A 17,852-nucleotide genomic window follows, 5' to 3' on the forward strand; every position below is an offset into this window, starting at 1 on the left:
CATTCCGATGTGCGAAAATCGCCGCGGAGGCTTCCCCAGCATCCTCATCGAACATGATAAAAACGAAGCCGCCGGCATAGGCGGCACAGGGAGTGGAATGAAAATGCATCATCTCGGCGCCATCGCCGCCGCCGTCATCGTCATTGCCGGTGCGACCGGCTGCAGCCAGGAAAAGGAAGGCGCGAACGCCGGCGCCGCCGGCGCCAAGGGCAAGGGCGGCCAGCCGCCGGCCGTCGTCAATGTGGTGGCGCCGCAACGCCGCGACGTGCCGGTGGTCCAGCAGGCCAACGGCACCGTCACCCCGATCCGCACCGTCGACCTGCATCCGCAGACCACGGCCACCATCCGCCAGGTCCACATCAAGGAAGGCCAGTTCGTGAAGGCCGGCGAGCTGCTGTTCTCGCTCGACGACCGCGCCGACCGCGCCAACCAGGACAAGGCCCAGGCCCAGGTCGAACGCGACCGCGCGCAGATGGCCGACCTCGAGCGCCAGCTCAAGCGCAGCCAGGACCTGGTGGCCCAGAAGTTCATCGCCCAGAGCGCGGTGGATACGCTGAAGGCTCAGGTCGACCAGGCCAAGGCCACTTTGCAGGCCGATACCGCGGCGGCGCGCGCGGCCGGCGTCAGCACCAGCTATACCGCCATCCGTGCGCCGATGTCCGGCCGCGTCGGCGGCATCGCGGTCTACCCGGGCAGCCTGGTGCAGCCGGCGACGTCGCTCACCACCATCACCCAGCTCGATCCGATCACGATCGCCTTCACGCTGCCGGAATCGAGTCTGCCCGGCCTGCTGGCGGCGCAAAAGCGCGGCAAGATCGAGGTCGAGGCGACCCCCGGCGCCGGCATGGCGCCGGTCACCGGCACCCTGAGCTTCATCGACAACACCGTCGACCCGGCCGCCGGCACCATCAAGGTCAAGGCCGAATTCGCCAACCGCGACACCACGCTGTGGCCGGGCCAGTACGTCGGCACGAAAGTGACGGTGCAGACCATCAAGGACGCCGTGGTGGTGCCGCAGAACGCGATCATCACGAATGCCCAGGGCACCTTCGTCTACGTTCTGGAAAAGGACCACTCAGCCAAGCAGGTGCCGGTGGAGCGCCTGTACGGCGCCGGTACCGACGCCGCGGTCAGCGGCCTGACCGGCAGCGAGCAGATCATCACCGAGGGCAAGCAGAACGTCCGCCCGGGTAACAAGGTGCGCCTGGCGTCCGACATGGACAAGGGCGGCAAAAAAGGTGGTCCCGCATGAGTCTCTCGGAACTCTGTATCCGCCGGCCGATCATGGTCGTGCTGCTGTCGATCAGCCTGATCCTGGTCGGCGTGCTGGCCTACATGCACATCCCGGTTGCCGCGCTGCCCAGCTATAACACCCCGGTCATCAACGTCAACGCCAACCTGTCGGGCGCGAGCCCGGAGATCATGGCGTCGTCGGTGGCGCTGCCGCTCGAGAAGCAGTTCTCGACCATCGCCGGCATCAACCTGATCACCTCGACCAGCACCCAGGGCAATACCTCGCTGACGCTGGAATTCGACTCCTCGATCGACGTCAACAAGGCGGCGGTCGACGTCCAGGCCGCGCTGCTGGGCGCCCAGCGCCAGCTGCCGCAGGAAATGACGGACCTGCCGTCCTACCGCAAGGTCAATCCGGCCGACGCGCCGGTGCTGTTCATGACCATGACCTCGCCGTCGATGAACCTGTCGGAGCTGAACGACTACGCCGAGAACCTGGTGTCGCCGGCCATCTCGACCCTGCCGGGCGTGGCCCAGGTGCAGGTTAACGGCGGCAAGAAATTCGCGGTGCGCGTGCGCGCCAAGACCGACCTGATGAACGCGCGTAACCTGACGATGGACGAGCTGGCGGCTTCGCTGCGCACGGCCAACTCGAACGCCGCCCTCGGCATCCTGGACGGCCCGCAGCAGACGCTCACCATCCAGGGCCCGCCGCAGATGATGAAGGCGGCCGACTTCGCGGAACTGATCGTCGCCACCCGCGACGGCCAGCCGGTACGCCTGAAGGACGTCGCCACCGTCGAGGACAGCTACCAGTCGACCAAGGCCTACGGCGCCTACAACGGCGAGCGCGCCATCGTGCTGCTGGTGCAGCGCCAGCCGGACGCCAACACCGTTGCCGTGGTCGACCACGTGCGCAAGCTGCTGCCGCGCTTCCAGTCGCAGCTGCCGGCCTCGATCAAGATCAACCTGGTCAACGACCGCTCGAAGTCGATTCGCGAAGCGATCCACGACGTGAACTTCACGCTGGCGCTGACCGTCGGCCTGGTGGTGCTGGTGATCTTCCTGTTCCTGCACCGCGTGTCGGCGACCTTCATCCCGGCCATCACGATGCCGATCTCGCTGCTGGGCGCCCTCAGCCTGCTGTACGCGTTCGGCTACAGCCTCGACAACATCTCGCTGCTCGGCATCACGCTGGCGGTGGGCCTGGTGGTCGACGACGCGATCGTGGTGCTGGAAAACATCGTGCGCCATATCGAAATGGGCAAGAAGCCGCTGCGCGCCTCGCTGGAAGGCGCGCGCGAGATGGGCTTCACCATCATCTCGATCTCGATCTCGCTGGTGGCGGTGTTCATTCCGATCTTCTTCATGCCGGGCGTGATCGGCCTGCTGTTCCACGAATTCGCGGTGATCGTCGGCCTGGCGATCCTGGTGTCGGCGGTGGTGTCGCTGACCCTGGTGCCGATGCTGTCCTCGCGCCTGCTTCCCGAGCACGGCCACGGTCCCGACGAAGAAAAGAGCTTCATCGGCCGCCACTTCGAGCGCGGCTTTACCAAGGTCCGCAACGGCTACGAGAAGACGCTCGACATCGCCCTGAAATTCCGCTTCGTGGTGCTCCTGATCGCCTTCGGCACCTTCGCGCTGACGGTGCTGCTGTACACGACCATCCCGAAAGGCTTCTTCCCCGAAGAAGACATCGGCCAGCTGCGCGTGTCCACCGAGGCCGCCGAAGACATCTCGTCGTCCGCCATGCAGGCGCTGCACGCCCGTGTCGCGGCCATCATCCAGGCCGATCCGGCGGTGCAGGACACGACCGCCTTCTCGGGCGGCGGCAACAACGGCCGCATGTTCGTGGTGCTGAAGCCGCGCGACGAGCGCGACAAGATGCCGCAGATCATGGAGCGCCTGCGCAAGGCCACCCGCGCGGTCGCCGGCGTCAACGTCTACATGTCGCCGGTGCAGAACCTGCAGCTGGGCGGCCGCCAGTCCAAGAGCCGCTACCAGTACACGCTGCAGAGCGTCTCGGGCGGCGACATCGGCCACTGGGCCAACGACTTCCAGGAGCGGATGCGCAACAACCCGCTGTTCCGCGACGTCACCAGCGACACCCAGGAGAAGGGCCTGCAGGCCACCCTCGACATCGACCGCGACAAGGCCAACCTGCTGGGCGTCCAGCTGGGCGACGTCCGCACCGCGCTGTACGCCGCCTTCGGCGAGCGCCAGGTCTCGACGATCTATTCGACCGCCGCCAGCTATTACGTGATCCTGGAGACGGCCACTGAAGACCGCCAGTTCGAGGACGCGCTGTCGCGCCTGTCGGTGCGCAGCAAGAACGGCCAGCTGGTGCAGCTGTCCAGCCTCGCCACCGTCAAGCGCACGGTCGGCCCGATCGCCGTCAACCACCAGGGCCAGCTGCAGGCGATCACGCTGTCCTTTAACCTGGCGCCGAACGCGCCGCTGGGCGACGCCACCGCGGCGATCGAGCAGATGGGCCGCGACATGAAGCTGCCGGCCTCGATCATCACCAAGTACGGCGGCGATGCCGCGGTTTTCCAGGATTCACAGTCGAGTCAGCTTATTCTGATCATCGCCGCCGTGGGCGTGATCTACGTCCTGCTGGGCGTGCTGTACGAGAGCTTCATCCACCCGATCACCATCCTGGCCGGCCTGCCGTCGGCGGCCGTGGGCGCGCTGCTGACCCTGCGCCTGTTCAACATGGACCTGACGATGATCGCCATGATCGGCATCCTGATGCTGATCGGTATCGTCAAGAAGAACGCGATCATGATGATCGACTTCGCCCTGGACGCCCAGCGCAACCAGGGAATGACGCCGGAGCAGGCGATCCGCGAAGCCTGCATCCTGCGCTTCCGTCCGATCCTGATGACGACCCTGGCCGCGCTGATGGGCGCGCTGCCGATCGCCCTCGGCCTGGGCGCCGGCGCCGAGCTGCGCCAGCCGCTGGGCCTGGCGGTGTGCGGCGGCCTGATCTTCTCGCAGGTGATCACGCTGTACATCACCCCGGTCATTTACCTGTACCTCGACAGATACAGCGGCAAGGGGCCGATGACGGATGCGCATTTGGCCGAGCTGGAAACCCAGCCGCATCACGAGGCGCCCAAGGTCGTGCTGACCAAGGCCGCTTAATTGGCAGATTTGCGCGTGGGCACGGGGTGCCCACCCTACGTTGCAACACGATATCGTAGGGTGGGCTCCCCGAGCCCACGTTGCACATCGACCGACCACCCGTTGTCGCGCCACGGATACATTCTGTAACAACCATCAATTCCGGCAGCTTGTAAGCTGTTAGCGAAGGTCCAACAAACATGTGCGTCTCACCCAAAACAGGTTAGACTGCGGCCCTCGGACCATTCTTTGCTACTTCCCGGAAAGTTGTTCAACCATCTTGCGTGACCATTCCCACATCCATTCGGAAGACAGCGATGTCTGCGTACATTGCGGCCAGCCGCTGCCTGGACGGACAGTGGTCACTTACGGACAACGGAAGCCGAACCGCACCGGCCTGATCGTCACGGTCGGCCTGCACCTGCTGCTGGTGGCGGTTTACCTGTTCCAGCCCAAGATCGAGAAGCATGCGCCGCCCAAGGCCGGCGAAGCCGTCGTCTGGCTGCCGCCGCTGAAACCGAACAAGCCGACGCCGCAAGCCGCCCAGCCGGCGCCGAAGCAGACCCCGTCAAAGGCGCCGGCCATGCCGAAGTTCACGCAGCCGAAGATCATCGTGCCGCGCCTGCCGGACACGATCACGCTGCCGAACGAGAAGCCGGTCGAGCCGCCGAAGCCGAAGCCGAAGGAAGAGACCAAGCTGCAGCCGGACGAAACCGACATGGCGGCCTTCATCGAGAAGCGCCGCCAGGCGCGCGGCGCCCGCAGCGAGCAGCCGGCCGAGGAAAGCGACGCCCAGCGCGGCATGCGCAACGCCCTCGCCAACATCGCCGCCATCAACGGCCGCGGCGGCCAGGATCCGAACGAGACCGGCGGCGTGTTCAGCGTCACCAACAAGACCTTCAGCCACGCCGACGTGAAATTCCGCGGCTGGAACCCGAACTTCAAGCGGCGCTGGCTGACCACGGCCTCGGTCGACCGCGGCAGCGAGCCGGACATTGAAACCGCCATCGTCAAGAAGATGATCGAGCTGATCCGCAAGGAAAAGAACGGCGACTTCGAATGGGATTCGCACCGCCTGAACAAGGTCGTGACCCTGTCGGCAAGACCGGCGGACACGAAGGAACTGATGGACTTCCTGTACAAGGAAATGTTCCCGGACTACAAGCCGCCGAAATGAGCAGCGCTCGCGCCGGCCGGCAGGAAGGGGCACGCAACTGGTTCGACCAGGGCGGCAGCGCCTACGCCCGCTTCCGGCCCGAGTACCCGCGCCAGCTCGCCACGCAGCTGGCCTCGATGGCGCCGGACAGCACGCTGGCCGTCGACGTCGGTTGCGGCAACGGCCAGCTGACCCAGCTTCTTGCGCCATACTTCGACCAGGTCGTCGGCCTCGACCCGAGCGCCGACCAGATCGCGAACGCGGTCCCGAACGCGCGCATCGCGTACCGCTGCGCACCGGCCGAGCAGCTGCCGCTGCCCGATGCGAGCGCCAGCCTGATAACCGCGGCCCAGGCTGCGCACTGGTTCGACCTGCCGGCCTTTTATGCGGAAGTGCGCCGGATCGCGATGCCGGGCGCCATCCTGGCGCTGGTCAGCTACGGTGTGCTCAAGCTGGAAGCAGAGCTCGATGCGCGCTTCCAGGCCTTTTACTGGGACGAGATCGGGCCGTACTGGCCGCCGGAGCGCAAGCTGGTCGATACCGGCTACGCGACGATTGATTTTCCGTTCGAAGAACTGGCGCCGCCCGCTTTGGCGATCCGCCTCGACTGGCATCTGTCCGAATTCCTGGGCTATCTGACGACCTGGTCCGCGGTGCGCAGCGCCAGGGAGGCGGGGCGGGAAGAGCTGCTGGTGGGATTCGCCGGCGACATCGCGGCGCTATGGGGCGACCCCGACCGCAGGCGCCCCGTGTGCTGGCCGATCGCCATGCGGATCGGCAGGATCTAAAACTTAAAACTCAGGCCATCGCCTTCAGGCGGCGCGCCACGTCCAGCGCGAAATACGTCAGCACGCCGTCGGCGCCGGCGCGCTTGAAGGACATCATGGTCTCGAGCAGGACCTTGTCCGGGTCCAGCCAGCCGTTCTGGAAAGCGGCCTGCAGCATCGCGTATTCGCCGCTGACCTGGTAGGCGAAGGTCGGCACCTTGAACTCGTCCTTTACACGGCGCACCACGTCCAGGTAGGGCATGCCGGGCTTGACCATCACCATGTCGGCGCCCTCGGCGATGTCCAGCGCCACTTCGCGCAGCGCTTCGTCGCTGTTGGCCGGGTCCATCTGGTAGGTGTTCTTGTCGGCCTTGCCCAGGTTGGCGCTCGAGCCCACCGCTTCGCGGAACGGACCGTAGTAGCCGGAGGCGTACTTGGCCGAATACGCCATGATGCGCGCGTGGATGAATTCCTTCTCTTCCAGCGCCATGCGGATCGCGCCGATGCGGCCGTCCATCATGTCCGACGGGGCGATGATGTCGACGCCGGCTTCGGCCTGGGCCAGGGCCTGGCGGGTCAGCATCGCAATGGTCTTCTCGTTGACGATATAGCCGTTCTCGTCCGGCAGGCCGTCCTGGCCGTGGGTGGTGTACGGGTCGAGCGCGACGTCGGTCATGATGCCCAGCTGCGGGAACTGACGCTTCAGCTCTTTCACTGCGCGCGGCACCAGGCCGTCAGGATTGGTCGCTTCGACGCCGTCATATGTCTTCAGCGACTGATCCACCACCGGGAACAGCGCCATCACCGGAATACCCAGGCTCACGCATTCCTCGGCCACCTTCATCAGCAGGTCCACCGAGACCCGTTCCACGCCCGGCATCGAGGCCACCTGCTGGCGCTGGTTCTGGCCGTCGAGGATGAACACCGGGTAGATCAGGTCCGACGAGGTGACCGTGTTTTCGCGCATCAGGGCGCGCGAGAACGGGTCGCGGCGCATGCGGCGCATGCGGACGGCAGGGTACTGGGATGGCGTGATGATCGGCATATCGGGTCCTCGGAAAATAATCAGAGTGAATCGTCCTGCGGGGCTGCGCTCTCGTCTTCTTCATCGTCGTCGAGGCCCAGCAGTTCGATGATCTTGTCGTTCGCTTCGTCGATGCCGACGCGCTTCAGGGCCGAGAACAGCTGCACGGTGAAGGGGAAGCCGTTGCCGTCCTCGTCCACGTAGCTGTCCAGCACCTGGCGAGCCTGGCGCAGGGCGTTGGTCGATTCGTTGCGGTTCAGCTTGTCGGCCTTGGTCAGGATGCAGTGGATCGGCTTGCCGGTCGGGGCGAACCATTCCAGCATCTGGATGTCGAGTTCGGTGAACGGGCGGCGCGAATCCATGATCAGGACCAGGGCCGCCAGCTGCTCGCGGCGCTGCACGTAGTCGCCGAGCAGGCGCTGCCAGTGCAGCTTGGCGTCGCCCGACACTTCCGCATAGCCGTAGCCGGGCAGGTCGACCAGCAGGGCGCGGATCTCGTCGACCTTGGTCGGGTCCTTGCGGTGCATGGCGATGTGCGCGCCGCCGATCGAGAAGAAGTTGATGTGCTGGGTGCGGCCCGGCGTCTTGGACGCGAAGGCGAGGCCCTTCTGGTTGGTGAGGATGTTGATCGCCGTCGACTTGCCCGCGTTGGAGCGTCCGGCGAAGGCGATTTCCGGCGCCTGCGTGCGCGGCAGGTCGCGCAGCTGGTTGACGGTCGTGAAGAAACGGGCTTGCCAGAGTTTGGACATGAAAGAGTATGCGGAAAAGTAAAGCGAAAAAGGCAACGAAAAAGGCGGTTCGGAAACAAAGCTATTGTACAATAGGGAGTTACCTGTCGTCCGCGAAGCGGATGGCAGGACACGAGCATGGCCGCTGCACTGTAACTGCAAGAATATTTCTACTTTTTCAGGGTGCTTGAATGAATCGTGTGTTTTTCCCGGCCGCTGGTGCGGCAATCGTAAAGTCTTTGCTGCTCGCGACCCTGGCGTTTGCCGGTAGCGCCTCCGCAGCCGATGCGGCCCACGGCGCAGCGGCACCAAAAGCCGACCCCGCCAAGGGCGGTTCCCTGTACGACACCGGCGACAACGCACGCGGCCTGCCGGCCTGCGCATCCTGCCACGGCGCCGGCGGCAACTCCACCATCGTCGCCAATCCCAAGCTCTCCGGCCAGGTCGACACCTACATCCACAAGCAGCTGGTCGACTTCACGACCCCGAACCGCCAGCAGCCGGTGATGACCACCTACGCCAAGCTGCTGAGCGAGGAAGAAAAGACCAACATCGCCGCCTGGCTCGCCACCCAGCAGCCGAAGCAGGGTGCGGCGAAAAACAAGGACATCGTCGAACTGGGCCGCAAGATCTATCGCGGCGGCATCGCCGACCGCGGCGTGGCCGCCTGCGCCAGCTGCCATGGCGCCACCGGTTCGGGCATGCCTGCCCAGTACCCGCGCCTGGCCGGCCAGCACCAGGACTACACCATCAACCAGCTGCAGGCCTTCAAGAGCGGCGCGCGCAACAACAGCCCGCAAATGGGCGCGCTTGCCAAGCGCATGTCGGACGAGGAAATGAAAGCCGTCGCCGACTACATCGCCGGCCTGAAGTAAGCAGAAGCAACCCGGGCGCCTGGCGCCCCCAGGAATTCGATGAGCACCACCGGAATTGAACTGAAGACGCGCCGCCGCGCACTGGCCGAGGCGGTCGAACTGGTGTCGTCGATGCGCTTCGCGATCGCCCTGCTGGTGATGCTGGCGATCGCCGCCATCATCGGCACCATCATGCAGCAGAACAAGGCCGAGCCGGACTATATCAACCAGTTCGGCCCGTTCTGGTTCGAGATCTTCCGCAAGCTGGGCCTGTACGCGGTCTACAGCGCCTGGTGGTTCCTGCTGATCCTGGCCATCCTGATCGTCTCCACCAGCCTCTGCATCGCGCGCAACGCGCCGAAGATGCTGCGCGACATGCGCAGCTGGCGCGAGAACGTGCGCGAGGAATCGCTGCGCAACTTCCACCACAAGACCGAGTGGACCGCGGACGGCAGCGCAGTGGCGCTGGCCAGCCGGACCGCCCAGCGCCTGAATGACGCCGGCTACCGCGTCAAGCTGGTCGACAAGCCGAACGGCGTGCTGGTGGCGGCCAAGAAGGGCGCCGCCAACAAGTTCGGCTACATCTTCGCGCACTCGGCCATCGTCATCATCCTGCTGGGCGGCCTGCTCGATTCCGATTTGCCCATCCGCTTTCAACAATGGTTCATGGGCAAGACGCCCTACATGGGCGCCGGCCTGATCTCGGCCATCCCGCCGCAGCACCGCCTCGGCCTGGACAATCCCAGCTACCGTGGCAACACCATGATCCCGGAAGGGCAGAACAGCAGCACCGCCATCCTGCAGCAGGCGAACGGCGTGCTGATCCAGGAGCTGCCGTTCACGATCCACCTGAACAAGTTCATCGTCGACTTCTACTCGACCGGCATGCCCAAGCTGTTCGCCAGCGAAGTCACGATCCACGACAGCGAGACCGGCAAGACCTTCCCGGCCAGCATCAAGGTCAACCAGCCGCTGATCTACCGCGGCGTGGCGGTCTACCAGTCCGGCATCGAGGATGGCGGCAGCAAGCTGAAGCTGACCGGCTATCCGATGAGCGGGACGTCCGACAAGGCTTTCAATATCGACGGCGAAGTCGGCAGTGCGACCGAACTGAAGCATGGTGACGACCCCTACACCGTCGAGTGGTCGGGCTTCCGCGCCTTCAACGTCGAGAACACCAGAGAAGGGCAAGGGCAAGACGTGCGCGACGTCAAGAAGGGCGAAACGCTCGAGGCGCAGCTGGCCCGCACCCTGTCCCAGCACACCGGCTCGGCGGCCAAGAACGCCAACAACAAGGACCTCAAGAACGTCGGTCCGAGCGTGCAATATAAACTGCGCGACAAGACCGGCCAGGCGCGCGAGTTCATGAACTACATGCAGCCGGTGACGCTCGAAGGGGCGGAGGTCTACCTGGCCGGCGTGCGCAGCAATCCGGGCGACCCCTTCAGTTTCCTGCGCATCCCGTCCGACGACCGGCACGGCGTGCGCGAATGGATGCGCCTGCGCGCCGCGCTGGCCGACCCGGCCTTGCGCGAAGAAGCCGCGCGCCGCTATGCCGAGCGCGCCATGCCGCAGGCGAAAGAGGACGCCACGCTGGCGCGCCAGCTGCAGGAATCGGCGGCCAAGACCCTGGCCATTTTTGCAGGCGAGGGGTCGAATGGCAAAGGCGGGGGCTACCTGGCGGTGTCGCAATTCCTCGAGCGGATTCCGCCGGCGGAGCAGGAAAAGGCGGCAAATGTGTTCATGAAGATGCTCAACGGTGCGATGTGGGAGCTGTGGCAGGCTGCCCATGCGCGTGCGGGCGAAGCGCCGGTCGAGCCGACCGAGGCGCATGGCCGCTTCCTGCAGCTGGCGACGAATGCGCTGTCGGACAGTTTCTTCTACGGCGCGCCGGTCTATCTGTCGCTCGAGGACTTTACCGAAGTAAAGGCGTCGGTGCTGCAGGTGACGCGCTCGCCGGGCAAGAAAGTGGTCTACCTGGGTTGCCTGCTGCTGGTGCTGGGCATCTTCTCGATGTTCTACATCCGCGAGCGCCGCATCTGGGTGTGGGTGAAAGAGCAGGGCGGCACCGCGCCGCAGTCCGCACATGCGATGATGGCGATGAGCACCCAGCGCAAGACGCTCGACTTCGAGCGCGAGTTCGACGATTTGAAGACCAGGCTGCCGCAATCCGCGCAAATCGGCGTAAGCTAGACCTGGAACTGGAGAGAACCTATGTCGCAAGCAACGCAAACCCCCGGCCCGTCCTCGCAGGCTGTGTACACCCAGCCGCCCGGCTTCTTCAAGCGCCTCACGGCCATCGACTGGCTGTTCGGCGCCGGCCTGCTGGCCGCCAGCCTGTTCGCGCTGCAGCGCTACGGCAGCTTCATGGACGTCTACGAACAGGCGATCCTGCTGCTGGCCGCGCCCACCTTCGCCTTCCTCGGCTGGCACTGGAAGCCGGTGCGCTGGCTGATGCCGCTGATCGCCGTGCTGTCGCTGTGGGCGGTATCGCTCTACGGCGGCGCGCTCGACGCCGCCAACCAGAAATTCTTCCTCAAGTACATGTTGTCGAGCCAGTCCGCGATCCTGTGGATGAGCGCGATGTTCGTGTTCTCGACCGTATTCTACTGGGGCGGCCTGATCGCCAGGTCGCCGTTCGGCGCCAGCGTCGGCTCGACCCTGTGCTGGGCCGCCGTGGTGCTGGGCTTTACCGGCATGATGGTGCGCTGGTACGAGTCCTACCTGATCGGCAGCGACGTCGGCCACATCCCGGTCTCGAACCTGTACGAAGTCTTCATCCTGTTCTCGATGATCACGGCGCTGTTCTACCTGTACTACGAACAGCGCTACGGCACCCGCCAGCTGGGCCCGTTCGTGCTGCTGGTGATCTCGGCCGCGGTCGGCTTCCTGCTGTGGTACACGGTGGCGCGCGGCGCCGCCGAGATCCAGCCGCTGGTGCCGGCCCTGCAGAGCTGGTGGATGAAGATCCATGTGCCGGCCAACTTCATCGGCTACGGCACCTTCTCGCTGGCGGCCATGGTCGGCTGCGCCTATCTGCTGAAGTCGCACGGCATCCTGGCCGACCGCCTGCCTTCCCTGCAAGTGCTGGACGACGTGATGTACAAGGCCATCTCGGTCGGCTTCGCCTTCTTCACGGTGGCGACCATCCTGGGGGCGCTGTGGGCGGCCGAGGCCTGGGGCGGCTACTGGTCCTGGGACCCGAAGGAAACCTGGGCCCTGATCGTCTGGCTGAACTATGCGGCCTGGCTGCACATGCGCCTGATGTCCGGCCTGCGCGGCCGCGTCGCCGCCTGGTGGGCGCTGATCGGTCTGCTGGTCACCACCTTCGCCTTCCTGGGCGTGAACATGTTCCTGTCGGGTCTTCATTCGTATGGCAAGCTCTGAGACGCCCGGCCTGCGCGGCTGAATCCCGCCAAATAGTGTAAGGTTGATATGTCGGGCGCAAATGTGCGCCCGGCATGCTTTGCGGGAGCCATCATGCTTTTCAAACGACATCCGAACGGACTCGACTTGCCGTTCCCATCCGAAATCACGCCGCGCGAGGTCTACGAAGGCCGGCGCAAGTTCATCGCCCAGATCGCGGCCACCGCCGCGGTCGGCTCCTCGCTGTGGGAACTGGCGAACCGAGAGGCCTTCGCCCAGGGCACGCCGGCGGCGAAGCTGGCCGCGGCCCGCAACGCCGGCCTGTCGACTACCGAAAAGCAGACTTCCTTCGAGGACGCGACCCACTACAACAACTACTACGAATTCGGCACCGATAAATCCGACCCGGCCCAGAACGCGCACACGCTGCGCACCCGGCCGTGGACGGTGCGCATCGAAGGCGAAGTGAAAAAGCCGCTGACCCTGGACATCGACCAGCTGACCAAGCTGGCGCCGCTGGAAGAGCGCATCTACCGCCTGCGCTGCGTCGAGGGCTGGTCGATGGTGATCCCCTGGGTCGGCTATTCGCTGGCCAGCCTGATCAAACAGGTCGAGCCGACCGGCAATGCCAAGTACGTGGAATTCACGACCCTGGCCGACAAGCGCCAGATGCCGGGCGTCGGCAGCCGCGTGCTGGAATGGCCGTATGTGGAAGGCTTGCGCATGGACGAGGCCATGCATCCGCTGACCCTGCTCACGGTGGGCATGTACGGCCAGGTGCTGCCGAACCAGAACGGCGCCCCGGTGCGCATCGTCGTGCCCTGGAAATACGGCTTCAAGTCGGCCAAGTCGCTGGTGCGCATCCGCTTCGTGAAGGACCAGCCGCGCACCGCCTGGAACGGCATCGCCCCCGAGGAATACGGCTTCTATTCGAACGTGAACCCGAATGTCGACCACCCGCGCTGGTCGCAGGCCAGCGAGCGCCGCATCGGCGAAGGCGGCTTCTTCGCGCCCAAGCGCAAGACCCTGATGTTCAACGGCTACGACCAGGTCGCTTCCCTGTATAGTGGGATGGACCTGAAGAAGTACTTCTGAGCGAGGCCCGATGACAAAGAACGCGCCAGTACGAACGAGCATCAGCCCATCGCCGAAGCAGCTCGCCGCCATCAAGAGCCTGCTGTTCGTGCTGGCGCTGCTGCCGTTTGCGCGCATCGTCTGGCTGATCGTCCGGCAGGTGCCGGTCGAGCCGGTCGAGTTCGTCACCCACGGCACCGGCGACTGGACCCTTTATTTGCTGTGCGCCACCCTCGCGGTCACGCCGCTGCGCCGCCTGACCGGCTGGAACTGGCTGATCCGGATGCGGCGCATGCTGGGCCTGTACGTCTTCTTCTACGCCCTGATGCACTTCCTGACCTTCCTGTGGGCCGACCACAATTTCGACGTCGGCGCCATGTGGAAGGACGTGCTCAAGCGGCCTTTCATCACGGTCGGCTTCATCGCCTTCGTCCTGCTGCTGCCGCTGGCCGCGACCAGCACCAACGCCATGATCAAACGCCTCGGCCGGCGCTGGGCCCAGCTGCATCGCCTGATCTACGTGGTCGCGCCGCTGGCCATCCTGCATTACTGGTGGATGAAAGCGGGCAAGCACAACTTCGAGCAGCCCATCGTCTGGGGCACGGTCGTCGCCCTGCTGCTCGGCCTGCGCTTGTACTGGAGCTGGAGCCGGTCGCGCAGTCCCGCCACGTCCCGATCGGTCTCCTAGCATGATGAAGGGACCGTCCGTCATCGGCCTGCTGCTGGTACTCGCCCTGGTGCTGGTGCTGGCGGTGTCGCGCTTCCGCACCGGTTCCTCGGTCGAGCGCTGCATGGTGCTGGATGGACGCTGGAACGAACAGGCAGCGGCCTGCGCCCGCCAGGCCTGGCCGGAAGACCGCTCGCGCGAGCGGGAGTAAATAGCGAAGGAGAGTCGGGTGGCACTGCGTCCAGGGATCTTTCCAACCTTCTTTTTGTCCGGCTTCGAATGCTCGACCTTCCTGTGGGGCGAGGGCGTGCGCCGCAACCTGGTCGCGGAAACCGGGCATGACCGCCACGCCGCCGACGATTACCGGCAGCTGAGCCGCCTGGGCATCGCCGTGGCCCGCGAAGGCATTCCCTGGCCGACCGTGGACAAGGGCGGCAGCTACGATTTCGCGCACGTCGATCCCTTCATCGACGCCATGAACGCGTCGAAAATCATCCCGATCTGGGACCTCTGCCACTATGGTTATCCGGACGATCTCGATCCCTTTTCCGACGAATTCGTCGATCGCTTCGCCAGGTATTGCCGCGCCGCCGCCGAATACGTCGTGCCCAGGGTCCGCGGCCCGCATTTCTTCACGCCCATCAACGAGATCACTTTCTTCTCCTTCTGCGCCGGCGAATGGGGCTGGGCCGCGCCCTATCACTGCCGCCGCGAAGACCGGATGCGCCTGCGGCTGGCGCTGTGCCGCGCCGCGATCGCCGGCGTGAAGGCGATCCGCGAAGTCGATCCGGAGGCACGCATGGTCCACGTCGATCCGCTGGTGCGGGTGGTGGCCCCGCGCGACCGCCCCGACCAGATCGACGCCGCCCACCACGAGACCTGCGTCGACACCTTCATGGCCTGGGACATCATCGCCGGCCGCGAGCACCCGGAATTCGGCGGCGCGCCGGAGATCCTGGATATCGTCGGCGCCAACGTGTACTCCTTCGGCCAGATGGAATACCGCGAGCACGGCCCGCACGCCCCGCTGCCGCCCGGCGACGACCGCATCGCCCCGCTGTGCGACATGCTGGAAATGGCCTGGCAGCGCTACCACCGGCCGATGATCATCGGCGAGACCAGTGGCCTCGGCCAGGGCCGCGGCAGCTGGCTGCACGACGTGATGCAGGAATCGCTGGCGGCCGTGGACCGCGGCATCGACCTGCAGGGCATCTGCCTGTTCCCGGCGGTCGACATGCCCGACTGGCATACGGGCGAGTGGGTGCACAACGGCATCTGCGATGTGTGCGATGAGCAGGGCGATTTGAAGCGGGTGCCGGATCAGGATTACATCGCCGAATTGCGGCGCTGGCAGAAGGAGCTGAACCGGGTGACCGAGCTGGATGTGGATCCGTTCAGCGACCCGGTGGAGTTACAGGATGTGATCGATGCGGCCAAAAGGCTCAAAATGCAGCCGGATAAGGATTGGTGTTGAGGGCGGGCTTGTTGCAGCTGTCATTTACACGCCATGTCGATGCTGTAACTGCCATACGGCGTCCTGGTAAATTCCGCTTTGCACGCCTTCGTATCACCGGGAAGCTTCTGCAGCAGCTGGACTTCTCCACCGCCCCCGTAGGCGCAATACATCCATTTCTCCAGAGGTTCGGTGAACGCATCCAGGGCAGGGAATTCGATCTCAAGACCTTTTTTCGTCTTCTTTTCGACACCGCGCTGAAGTCCCTGGGGCTGTTGTTGCGGAGGGCCCGCCAGCACGCCTGCCGATTGCAAGGCCAGGTCCTGCCCTGGCACATGCGCTATTCCTTTCCATTTTCCGGGCACACCCTTTGTCGCCAGGAGATTCGCAGGGTAGACGTCAGGGCAGGTGATCTTCGTATCGGCAAAAGCAGCTTGCGAATACAGCGCACAAAGCAGGGGCAGGATTCGCTTCATTTTTCTATCACGAAGAATGCATCTGCATTATTGGAGGGATGGATATACCGGCCGTTCACGGACTTGCCTTTTGAATATATTACCCGCGCCGAATCCTGGTCACGCCATTTGCCCGATATTGTTCAACCAGCACGAACGACATCATCCTTCCTGACGTCACGCTGCGGCTTTCTGCTCCGCCGAATATGCCGACATGATTGTTGTGGGCCTTGCCCGGCCACTTGCCGTCTTCCATGGTGCCGATGACGGTGCCGATCCTGATATCGTTACTGCCAAGTTCAACGACACGGGCTCCCGCTTTCCATGTTGTCGTATGACCGATGGCGGGTAAGTATTTCTGAACCAGTGCCACGCATTCGCCATTCCCGGCAAGTGGTTTCCCTACAAGGCTTTGCGCATCATGATAAATAAAGCGCGTCATGCAGCTCTCCGATTTAAATGGAAGCTTCCAATCTAAATCGGGCGGAGCCGTGCAATGCTGCGGTCCCGCAAACAGGAAAGCGCTGCCCGCTAGCGCACCAGCGAACGCGCCGTCGGCTGCAACAGCAAAGTCTCCGGCGCCCGCGCCATGTCCGCGGCATGCGCGGCCAGCACGCCGCGCCAGCTTCCATCCGCCGCCAGCGCACGCTGCTGCCTGACATAGGCATCCGCATCGTCGAAGGCGGCAAAGCTCACGAACACGTATTCCTTCTCGCGCACCGGCAAACGCGCGAAGGTGTTCCGGCTTTTCTCCGACACATACTGCGCGAGGATGCGCGCGCCGTTTCGTTCGAGCAGCGGCGCCATCTCGCGCTGGAAGGCAAGCGCGAAGCCGGGCAGGGTATCCGCGCGCAGGTAGTAGATGGTGGCGGCCACCAGCCGGCCGGCGCCGTTTGAACCCAATGCCGGCCGCACCAGGCCGTCGAGTGTAAAACCGCTGCCGGCAAACGCCGGCTTCAGCAGCAGCACGTTGTCGTTGTCCTCCAGCGTGGCATTGGCCCGCTCGCGGTTCGCCTGCCATACCGGCCCGTAATAAAAAGCGGTGAGGGCCTCGTGGCGCGCCTGCATGTCCGCGAAGCCGCGCACCCAGACGAAGCGGTCCGGGCCGGCCAGGTCGCGGAAGGTGGCGGCGATGCGCATGCCGACGGCTTCCTGGCTTTCGATGAAGCGTTCCTCGAACAGCGATATGAGCTCGTCGCGCTTGCCGGGATACATGGTGTACTGGCGCAGTTCGACGACCGCGCAGCAATCCTGCGCCAGCGCGTCGGCGAGGGGCGACGCCGACAAGGCGCAGGCCAGGGCGGCGCCCTTGAACAAGCGGCGGCTCATGCCTGCCACCCCTGGACGACGGTGACGACCCCGGTGCCGACCAGCAGCATGCCGACCGCGCGCGTGGCCAGGCCGCTGGCCCCGAGCGAGCCGCCGGCGCGCTGCGCCAGCAGGGCCAAGCCGCCGTACACGCCGGCCTGGGTGCCGATCGTGATCAGGCCGAGCGCCGTGGCCTGGGCCCAGATCGGCCCCTGCGCCGGCTTTAAAAATTGCGGGAACACCGCCAGCATGAACACATAGGCCTTGGGATTGAGCAGGCAGGTCAGCATCCCTTTCAGGAACACCGAGGCCGGCGGCCGCGCCGGGGCATCGAGGCGCAGCTTGAGCGTGGTCGCGCCCGCGCGCGTCAGCTGCCAGCCGATCCAGGCGATATAGGCTGCGCCAGCGACCAGCAGCAGGTTGAACAGGGCGGGCCAGAGCCGCACGATGGCTGCCACGCCGAGCGCGCCCATCGCGATGTGGCAGACGCCGCCGGCGACGATGCCCGCCACCGCGGCCAGTCCTGCGCCGCGGCCGCCGGTCAGGGCATTGGCCAGCACATAGGCCATGTCGAGCCCGGGTAGGGCAATGATGCCGAATACAAGGACAAAGTACAGCCACAGCGTTGCGGTTGCGTTCAC

General features: G+C 65.0%; 18 protein-coding genes. 11 read left to right on the plus strand and 7 right to left on the minus strand.

All coding sequences use genetic code 11. The features are described 5' to 3' along the window. The first annotated feature begins 97 nt into the window (after nucleotides 1-97). The 4 genes from ACFPO9_RS14650 to ACFPO9_RS14665 all read left to right on the plus strand — a co-directional run bounded on the left by ACFPO9_RS14650 (nucleotide 98) and on the right by ACFPO9_RS14665 (nucleotide 6,303). Nucleotides 98-1,252, plus strand: a complete 1,155-nt coding sequence (locus tag ACFPO9_RS14650) for an efflux RND transporter periplasmic adaptor subunit (protein WP_379771858.1) — start codon at nucleotides 98-100, stop codon at nucleotides 1,250-1,252. Beyond that, on the plus strand, nucleotides 1,249-4,380 hold the full coding sequence (locus tag ACFPO9_RS14655; protein WP_379771859.1) for an efflux RND transporter permease subunit: 3,132 nt from the start codon (nucleotides 1,249-1,251) through the stop codon (nucleotides 4,378-4,380). The genes ACFPO9_RS14650 and ACFPO9_RS14655 overlap by 4 nt, the downstream gene beginning before the upstream one ends. Nucleotides 4,381-4,717: 337 nt before the next feature. After that, the gene (locus ACFPO9_RS14660) at nucleotides 4,718-5,536 is read left to right on the plus strand and encodes a hypothetical protein (protein WP_379771860.1); all 819 of its coding nucleotides are present in this window, start codon (nucleotides 4,718-4,720) and stop codon (nucleotides 5,534-5,536) included. Next, nucleotides 5,533-6,303, plus strand: coding sequence for a class I SAM-dependent methyltransferase (locus ACFPO9_RS14665; protein ID WP_379771861.1), 771 nt, complete (start codon nucleotides 5,533-5,535; stop codon nucleotides 6,301-6,303). Before ACFPO9_RS14660 ends, ACFPO9_RS14665 begins: the two co-directional genes overlap by 4 nt. Nucleotides 6,304-6,313: 10 nt before the next feature. On the opposite strand, the gene hemB is transcribed toward ACFPO9_RS14665, so the two are convergent. After that, nucleotides 6,314-7,327, minus strand: a complete 1,014-nt coding sequence (gene hemB, locus ACFPO9_RS14670; protein WP_379771862.1) for a porphobilinogen synthase — start codon at nucleotides 7,325-7,327, stop codon at nucleotides 6,314-6,316. Between the two features lie 20 nt (nucleotides 7,328-7,347). Next, nucleotides 7,348-8,055, minus strand: a complete 708-nt coding sequence (yihA, locus tag ACFPO9_RS14675) for a ribosome biogenesis GTP-binding protein YihA/YsxC (RefSeq protein ID WP_379771863.1) — start codon at nucleotides 8,053-8,055, stop codon at nucleotides 7,348-7,350. 170 nt (nucleotides 8,056-8,225) lie between these two features. Here yihA and ACFPO9_RS14680 point away from each other — a divergent pair, with 170 nt between their 5' ends. The 7 genes from ACFPO9_RS14680 to ACFPO9_RS14710 all read left to right on the plus strand — a co-directional run bounded on the left by ACFPO9_RS14680 (nucleotide 8,226) and on the right by ACFPO9_RS14710 (nucleotide 15,469). After that, on the plus strand, nucleotides 8,226-8,909 hold the full coding sequence (locus ACFPO9_RS14680) for a c-type cytochrome (RefSeq protein ID WP_379771864.1): 684 nt from the start codon (nucleotides 8,226-8,228) through the stop codon (nucleotides 8,907-8,909). Nucleotides 8,910-8,948: 39 nt separating this feature from the next. Continuing rightward, entirely contained in the window at nucleotides 8,949-11,081 is a 2,133-nt protein-coding gene (locus ACFPO9_RS14685) for a cytochrome c biogenesis protein ResB (RefSeq protein ID WP_379771865.1), read from the plus strand. Between the two features lie 21 nt (nucleotides 11,082-11,102). Further along, a complete protein-coding gene (gene ccsB, locus ACFPO9_RS14690) occupies nucleotides 11,103-12,275 on the plus strand; it encodes a c-type cytochrome biogenesis protein CcsB (protein ID WP_379771866.1) in 1,173 nt (390 codons plus the stop codon). 93 nt (nucleotides 12,276-12,368) lie between these two features. Further along, a complete protein-coding gene (gene msrP, locus ACFPO9_RS14695) occupies nucleotides 12,369-13,349 on the plus strand; it encodes a protein-methionine-sulfoxide reductase catalytic subunit MsrP (RefSeq protein ID WP_379771867.1) in 981 nt (326 codons plus the stop codon). A 10-nt stretch (nucleotides 13,350-13,359) separates the two neighbouring features. Next, nucleotides 13,360-14,016, plus strand: coding sequence for a protein-methionine-sulfoxide reductase heme-binding subunit MsrQ (locus ACFPO9_RS14700; RefSeq protein ID WP_379771868.1), 657 nt, complete (start codon nucleotides 13,360-13,362; stop codon nucleotides 14,014-14,016). A 1-nt stretch (nucleotide 14,017) separates the two neighbouring features. Next, nucleotides 14,018-14,206, plus strand: a complete 189-nt coding sequence (locus ACFPO9_RS14705) for a hypothetical protein (protein WP_230023886.1) — start codon at nucleotides 14,018-14,020, stop codon at nucleotides 14,204-14,206. Nucleotides 14,207-14,224: 18 nt separating this feature from the next. Next, nucleotides 14,225-15,469: a glycoside hydrolase family 1 protein gene (locus tag ACFPO9_RS14710; protein ID WP_379771869.1), complete on the plus strand. Its 1,245-nt coding sequence runs from the start codon at nucleotides 14,225-14,227 to the stop codon at nucleotides 15,467-15,469. A 20-nt stretch (nucleotides 15,470-15,489) separates the two neighbouring features. Here the strand turns inward: ACFPO9_RS14710 and ACFPO9_RS14715 are convergent, their stop codons facing one another. The 5 genes from ACFPO9_RS14715 to ACFPO9_RS14735 form a co-directional block, all read right to left on the minus strand. Then, complete coding sequence (locus tag ACFPO9_RS14715; protein WP_379771870.1) at nucleotides 15,490-15,924, minus strand: STY0301 family protein; 435 nt, start codon at nucleotides 15,922-15,924, stop codon at nucleotides 15,490-15,492. Further along, nucleotides 15,921-16,043 (minus strand): BPSL0067 family protein, encoded by a 123-nt coding sequence (locus tag ACFPO9_RS14720; RefSeq protein WP_379772142.1) that lies wholly within the window; start codon nucleotides 16,041-16,043, stop codon nucleotides 15,921-15,923. The genes ACFPO9_RS14715 and ACFPO9_RS14720 overlap by 4 nt, the downstream gene beginning before the upstream one ends. Continuing rightward, nucleotides 16,004-16,345: a BPSL0067 family protein gene (locus ACFPO9_RS14725; protein WP_379771871.1), complete on the minus strand. Its 342-nt coding sequence runs from the start codon at nucleotides 16,343-16,345 to the stop codon at nucleotides 16,004-16,006. Before ACFPO9_RS14725 ends, ACFPO9_RS14720 begins: the two co-directional genes overlap by 40 nt. Nucleotides 16,346-16,434: 89 nt before the next feature. Then, nucleotides 16,435-17,232, minus strand: coding sequence for an NIPSNAP family protein (locus tag ACFPO9_RS14730; RefSeq protein WP_379771872.1), 798 nt, complete (start codon nucleotides 17,230-17,232; stop codon nucleotides 16,435-16,437). Further along, nucleotides 17,229-17,852, minus strand: a complete 624-nt coding sequence (locus ACFPO9_RS14735) for a LysE family translocator (protein ID WP_379771873.1) — start codon at nucleotides 17,850-17,852, stop codon at nucleotides 17,229-17,231. Before ACFPO9_RS14735 ends, ACFPO9_RS14730 begins: the two co-directional genes overlap by 4 nt.

The sequence above is a fragment of the Massilia aerilata genome, assembly GCF_042656905.1.
Taxonomy (GTDB): Bacteria; Pseudomonadota; Gammaproteobacteria; order Burkholderiales; family Burkholderiaceae_D; genus Telluria; species Telluria aerilata.

Bases quoted from the DNA above. Each gene is read 5' to 3' on its own strand.
- yihA (WP_379771863.1), bottom strand. From the start codon at position 8,055: ATGTCCAAACTCTGGCAAGCCCGTTTCTTCACGACCGTCAACCAGCTG.
- ACFPO9_RS14665 (WP_379771861.1), top strand. From the start codon at position 5,533: ATGAGCAGCGCTCGCGCCGGCCGGCAGGAAGGGGCACGCAACTGGTTC.
- msrP (WP_379771867.1), top strand. From the start codon at position 12,369: ATGCTTTTCAAACGACATCCGAACGGACTCGACTTGCCGTTCCCATCC.
- ACFPO9_RS14680 (WP_379771864.1), top strand. From the start codon at position 8,226: ATGAATCGTGTGTTTTTCCCGGCCGCTGGTGCGGCAATCGTAAAGTCT.
- ACFPO9_RS14725 (WP_379771871.1), bottom strand. From the start codon at position 16,345: ATGACGCGCTTTATTTATCATGATGCGCAAAGCCTTGTAGGGAAACCA.
- ACFPO9_RS14705 (WP_230023886.1), top strand. From the start codon at position 14,018: ATGATGAAGGGACCGTCCGTCATCGGCCTGCTGCTGGTACTCGCCCTG.
- ACFPO9_RS14650 (WP_379771858.1), top strand. From the start codon at position 98: ATGAAAATGCATCATCTCGGCGCCATCGCCGCCGCCGTCATCGTCATT.
- ACFPO9_RS14655 (WP_379771859.1), top strand. From the start codon at position 1,249: ATGAGTCTCTCGGAACTCTGTATCCGCCGGCCGATCATGGTCGTGCTG.
- ACFPO9_RS14700 (WP_379771868.1), top strand. From the start codon at position 13,360: ATGACAAAGAACGCGCCAGTACGAACGAGCATCAGCCCATCGCCGAAG.
- ACFPO9_RS14715 (WP_379771870.1), bottom strand. From the start codon at position 15,924: ATGAAGCGAATCCTGCCCCTGCTTTGTGCGCTGTATTCGCAAGCTGCT.
- hemB (WP_379771862.1), bottom strand. From the start codon at position 7,327: ATGCCGATCATCACGCCATCCCAGTACCCTGCCGTCCGCATGCGCCGC.
- ccsB (WP_379771866.1), top strand. From the start codon at position 11,103: ATGTCGCAAGCAACGCAAACCCCCGGCCCGTCCTCGCAGGCTGTGTAC.
- ACFPO9_RS14730 (WP_379771872.1), bottom strand. From the start codon at position 17,232: ATGAGCCGCCGCTTGTTCAAGGGCGCCGCCCTGGCCTGCGCCTTGTCG.
- ACFPO9_RS14685 (WP_379771865.1), top strand. From the start codon at position 8,949: ATGAGCACCACCGGAATTGAACTGAAGACGCGCCGCCGCGCACTGGCC.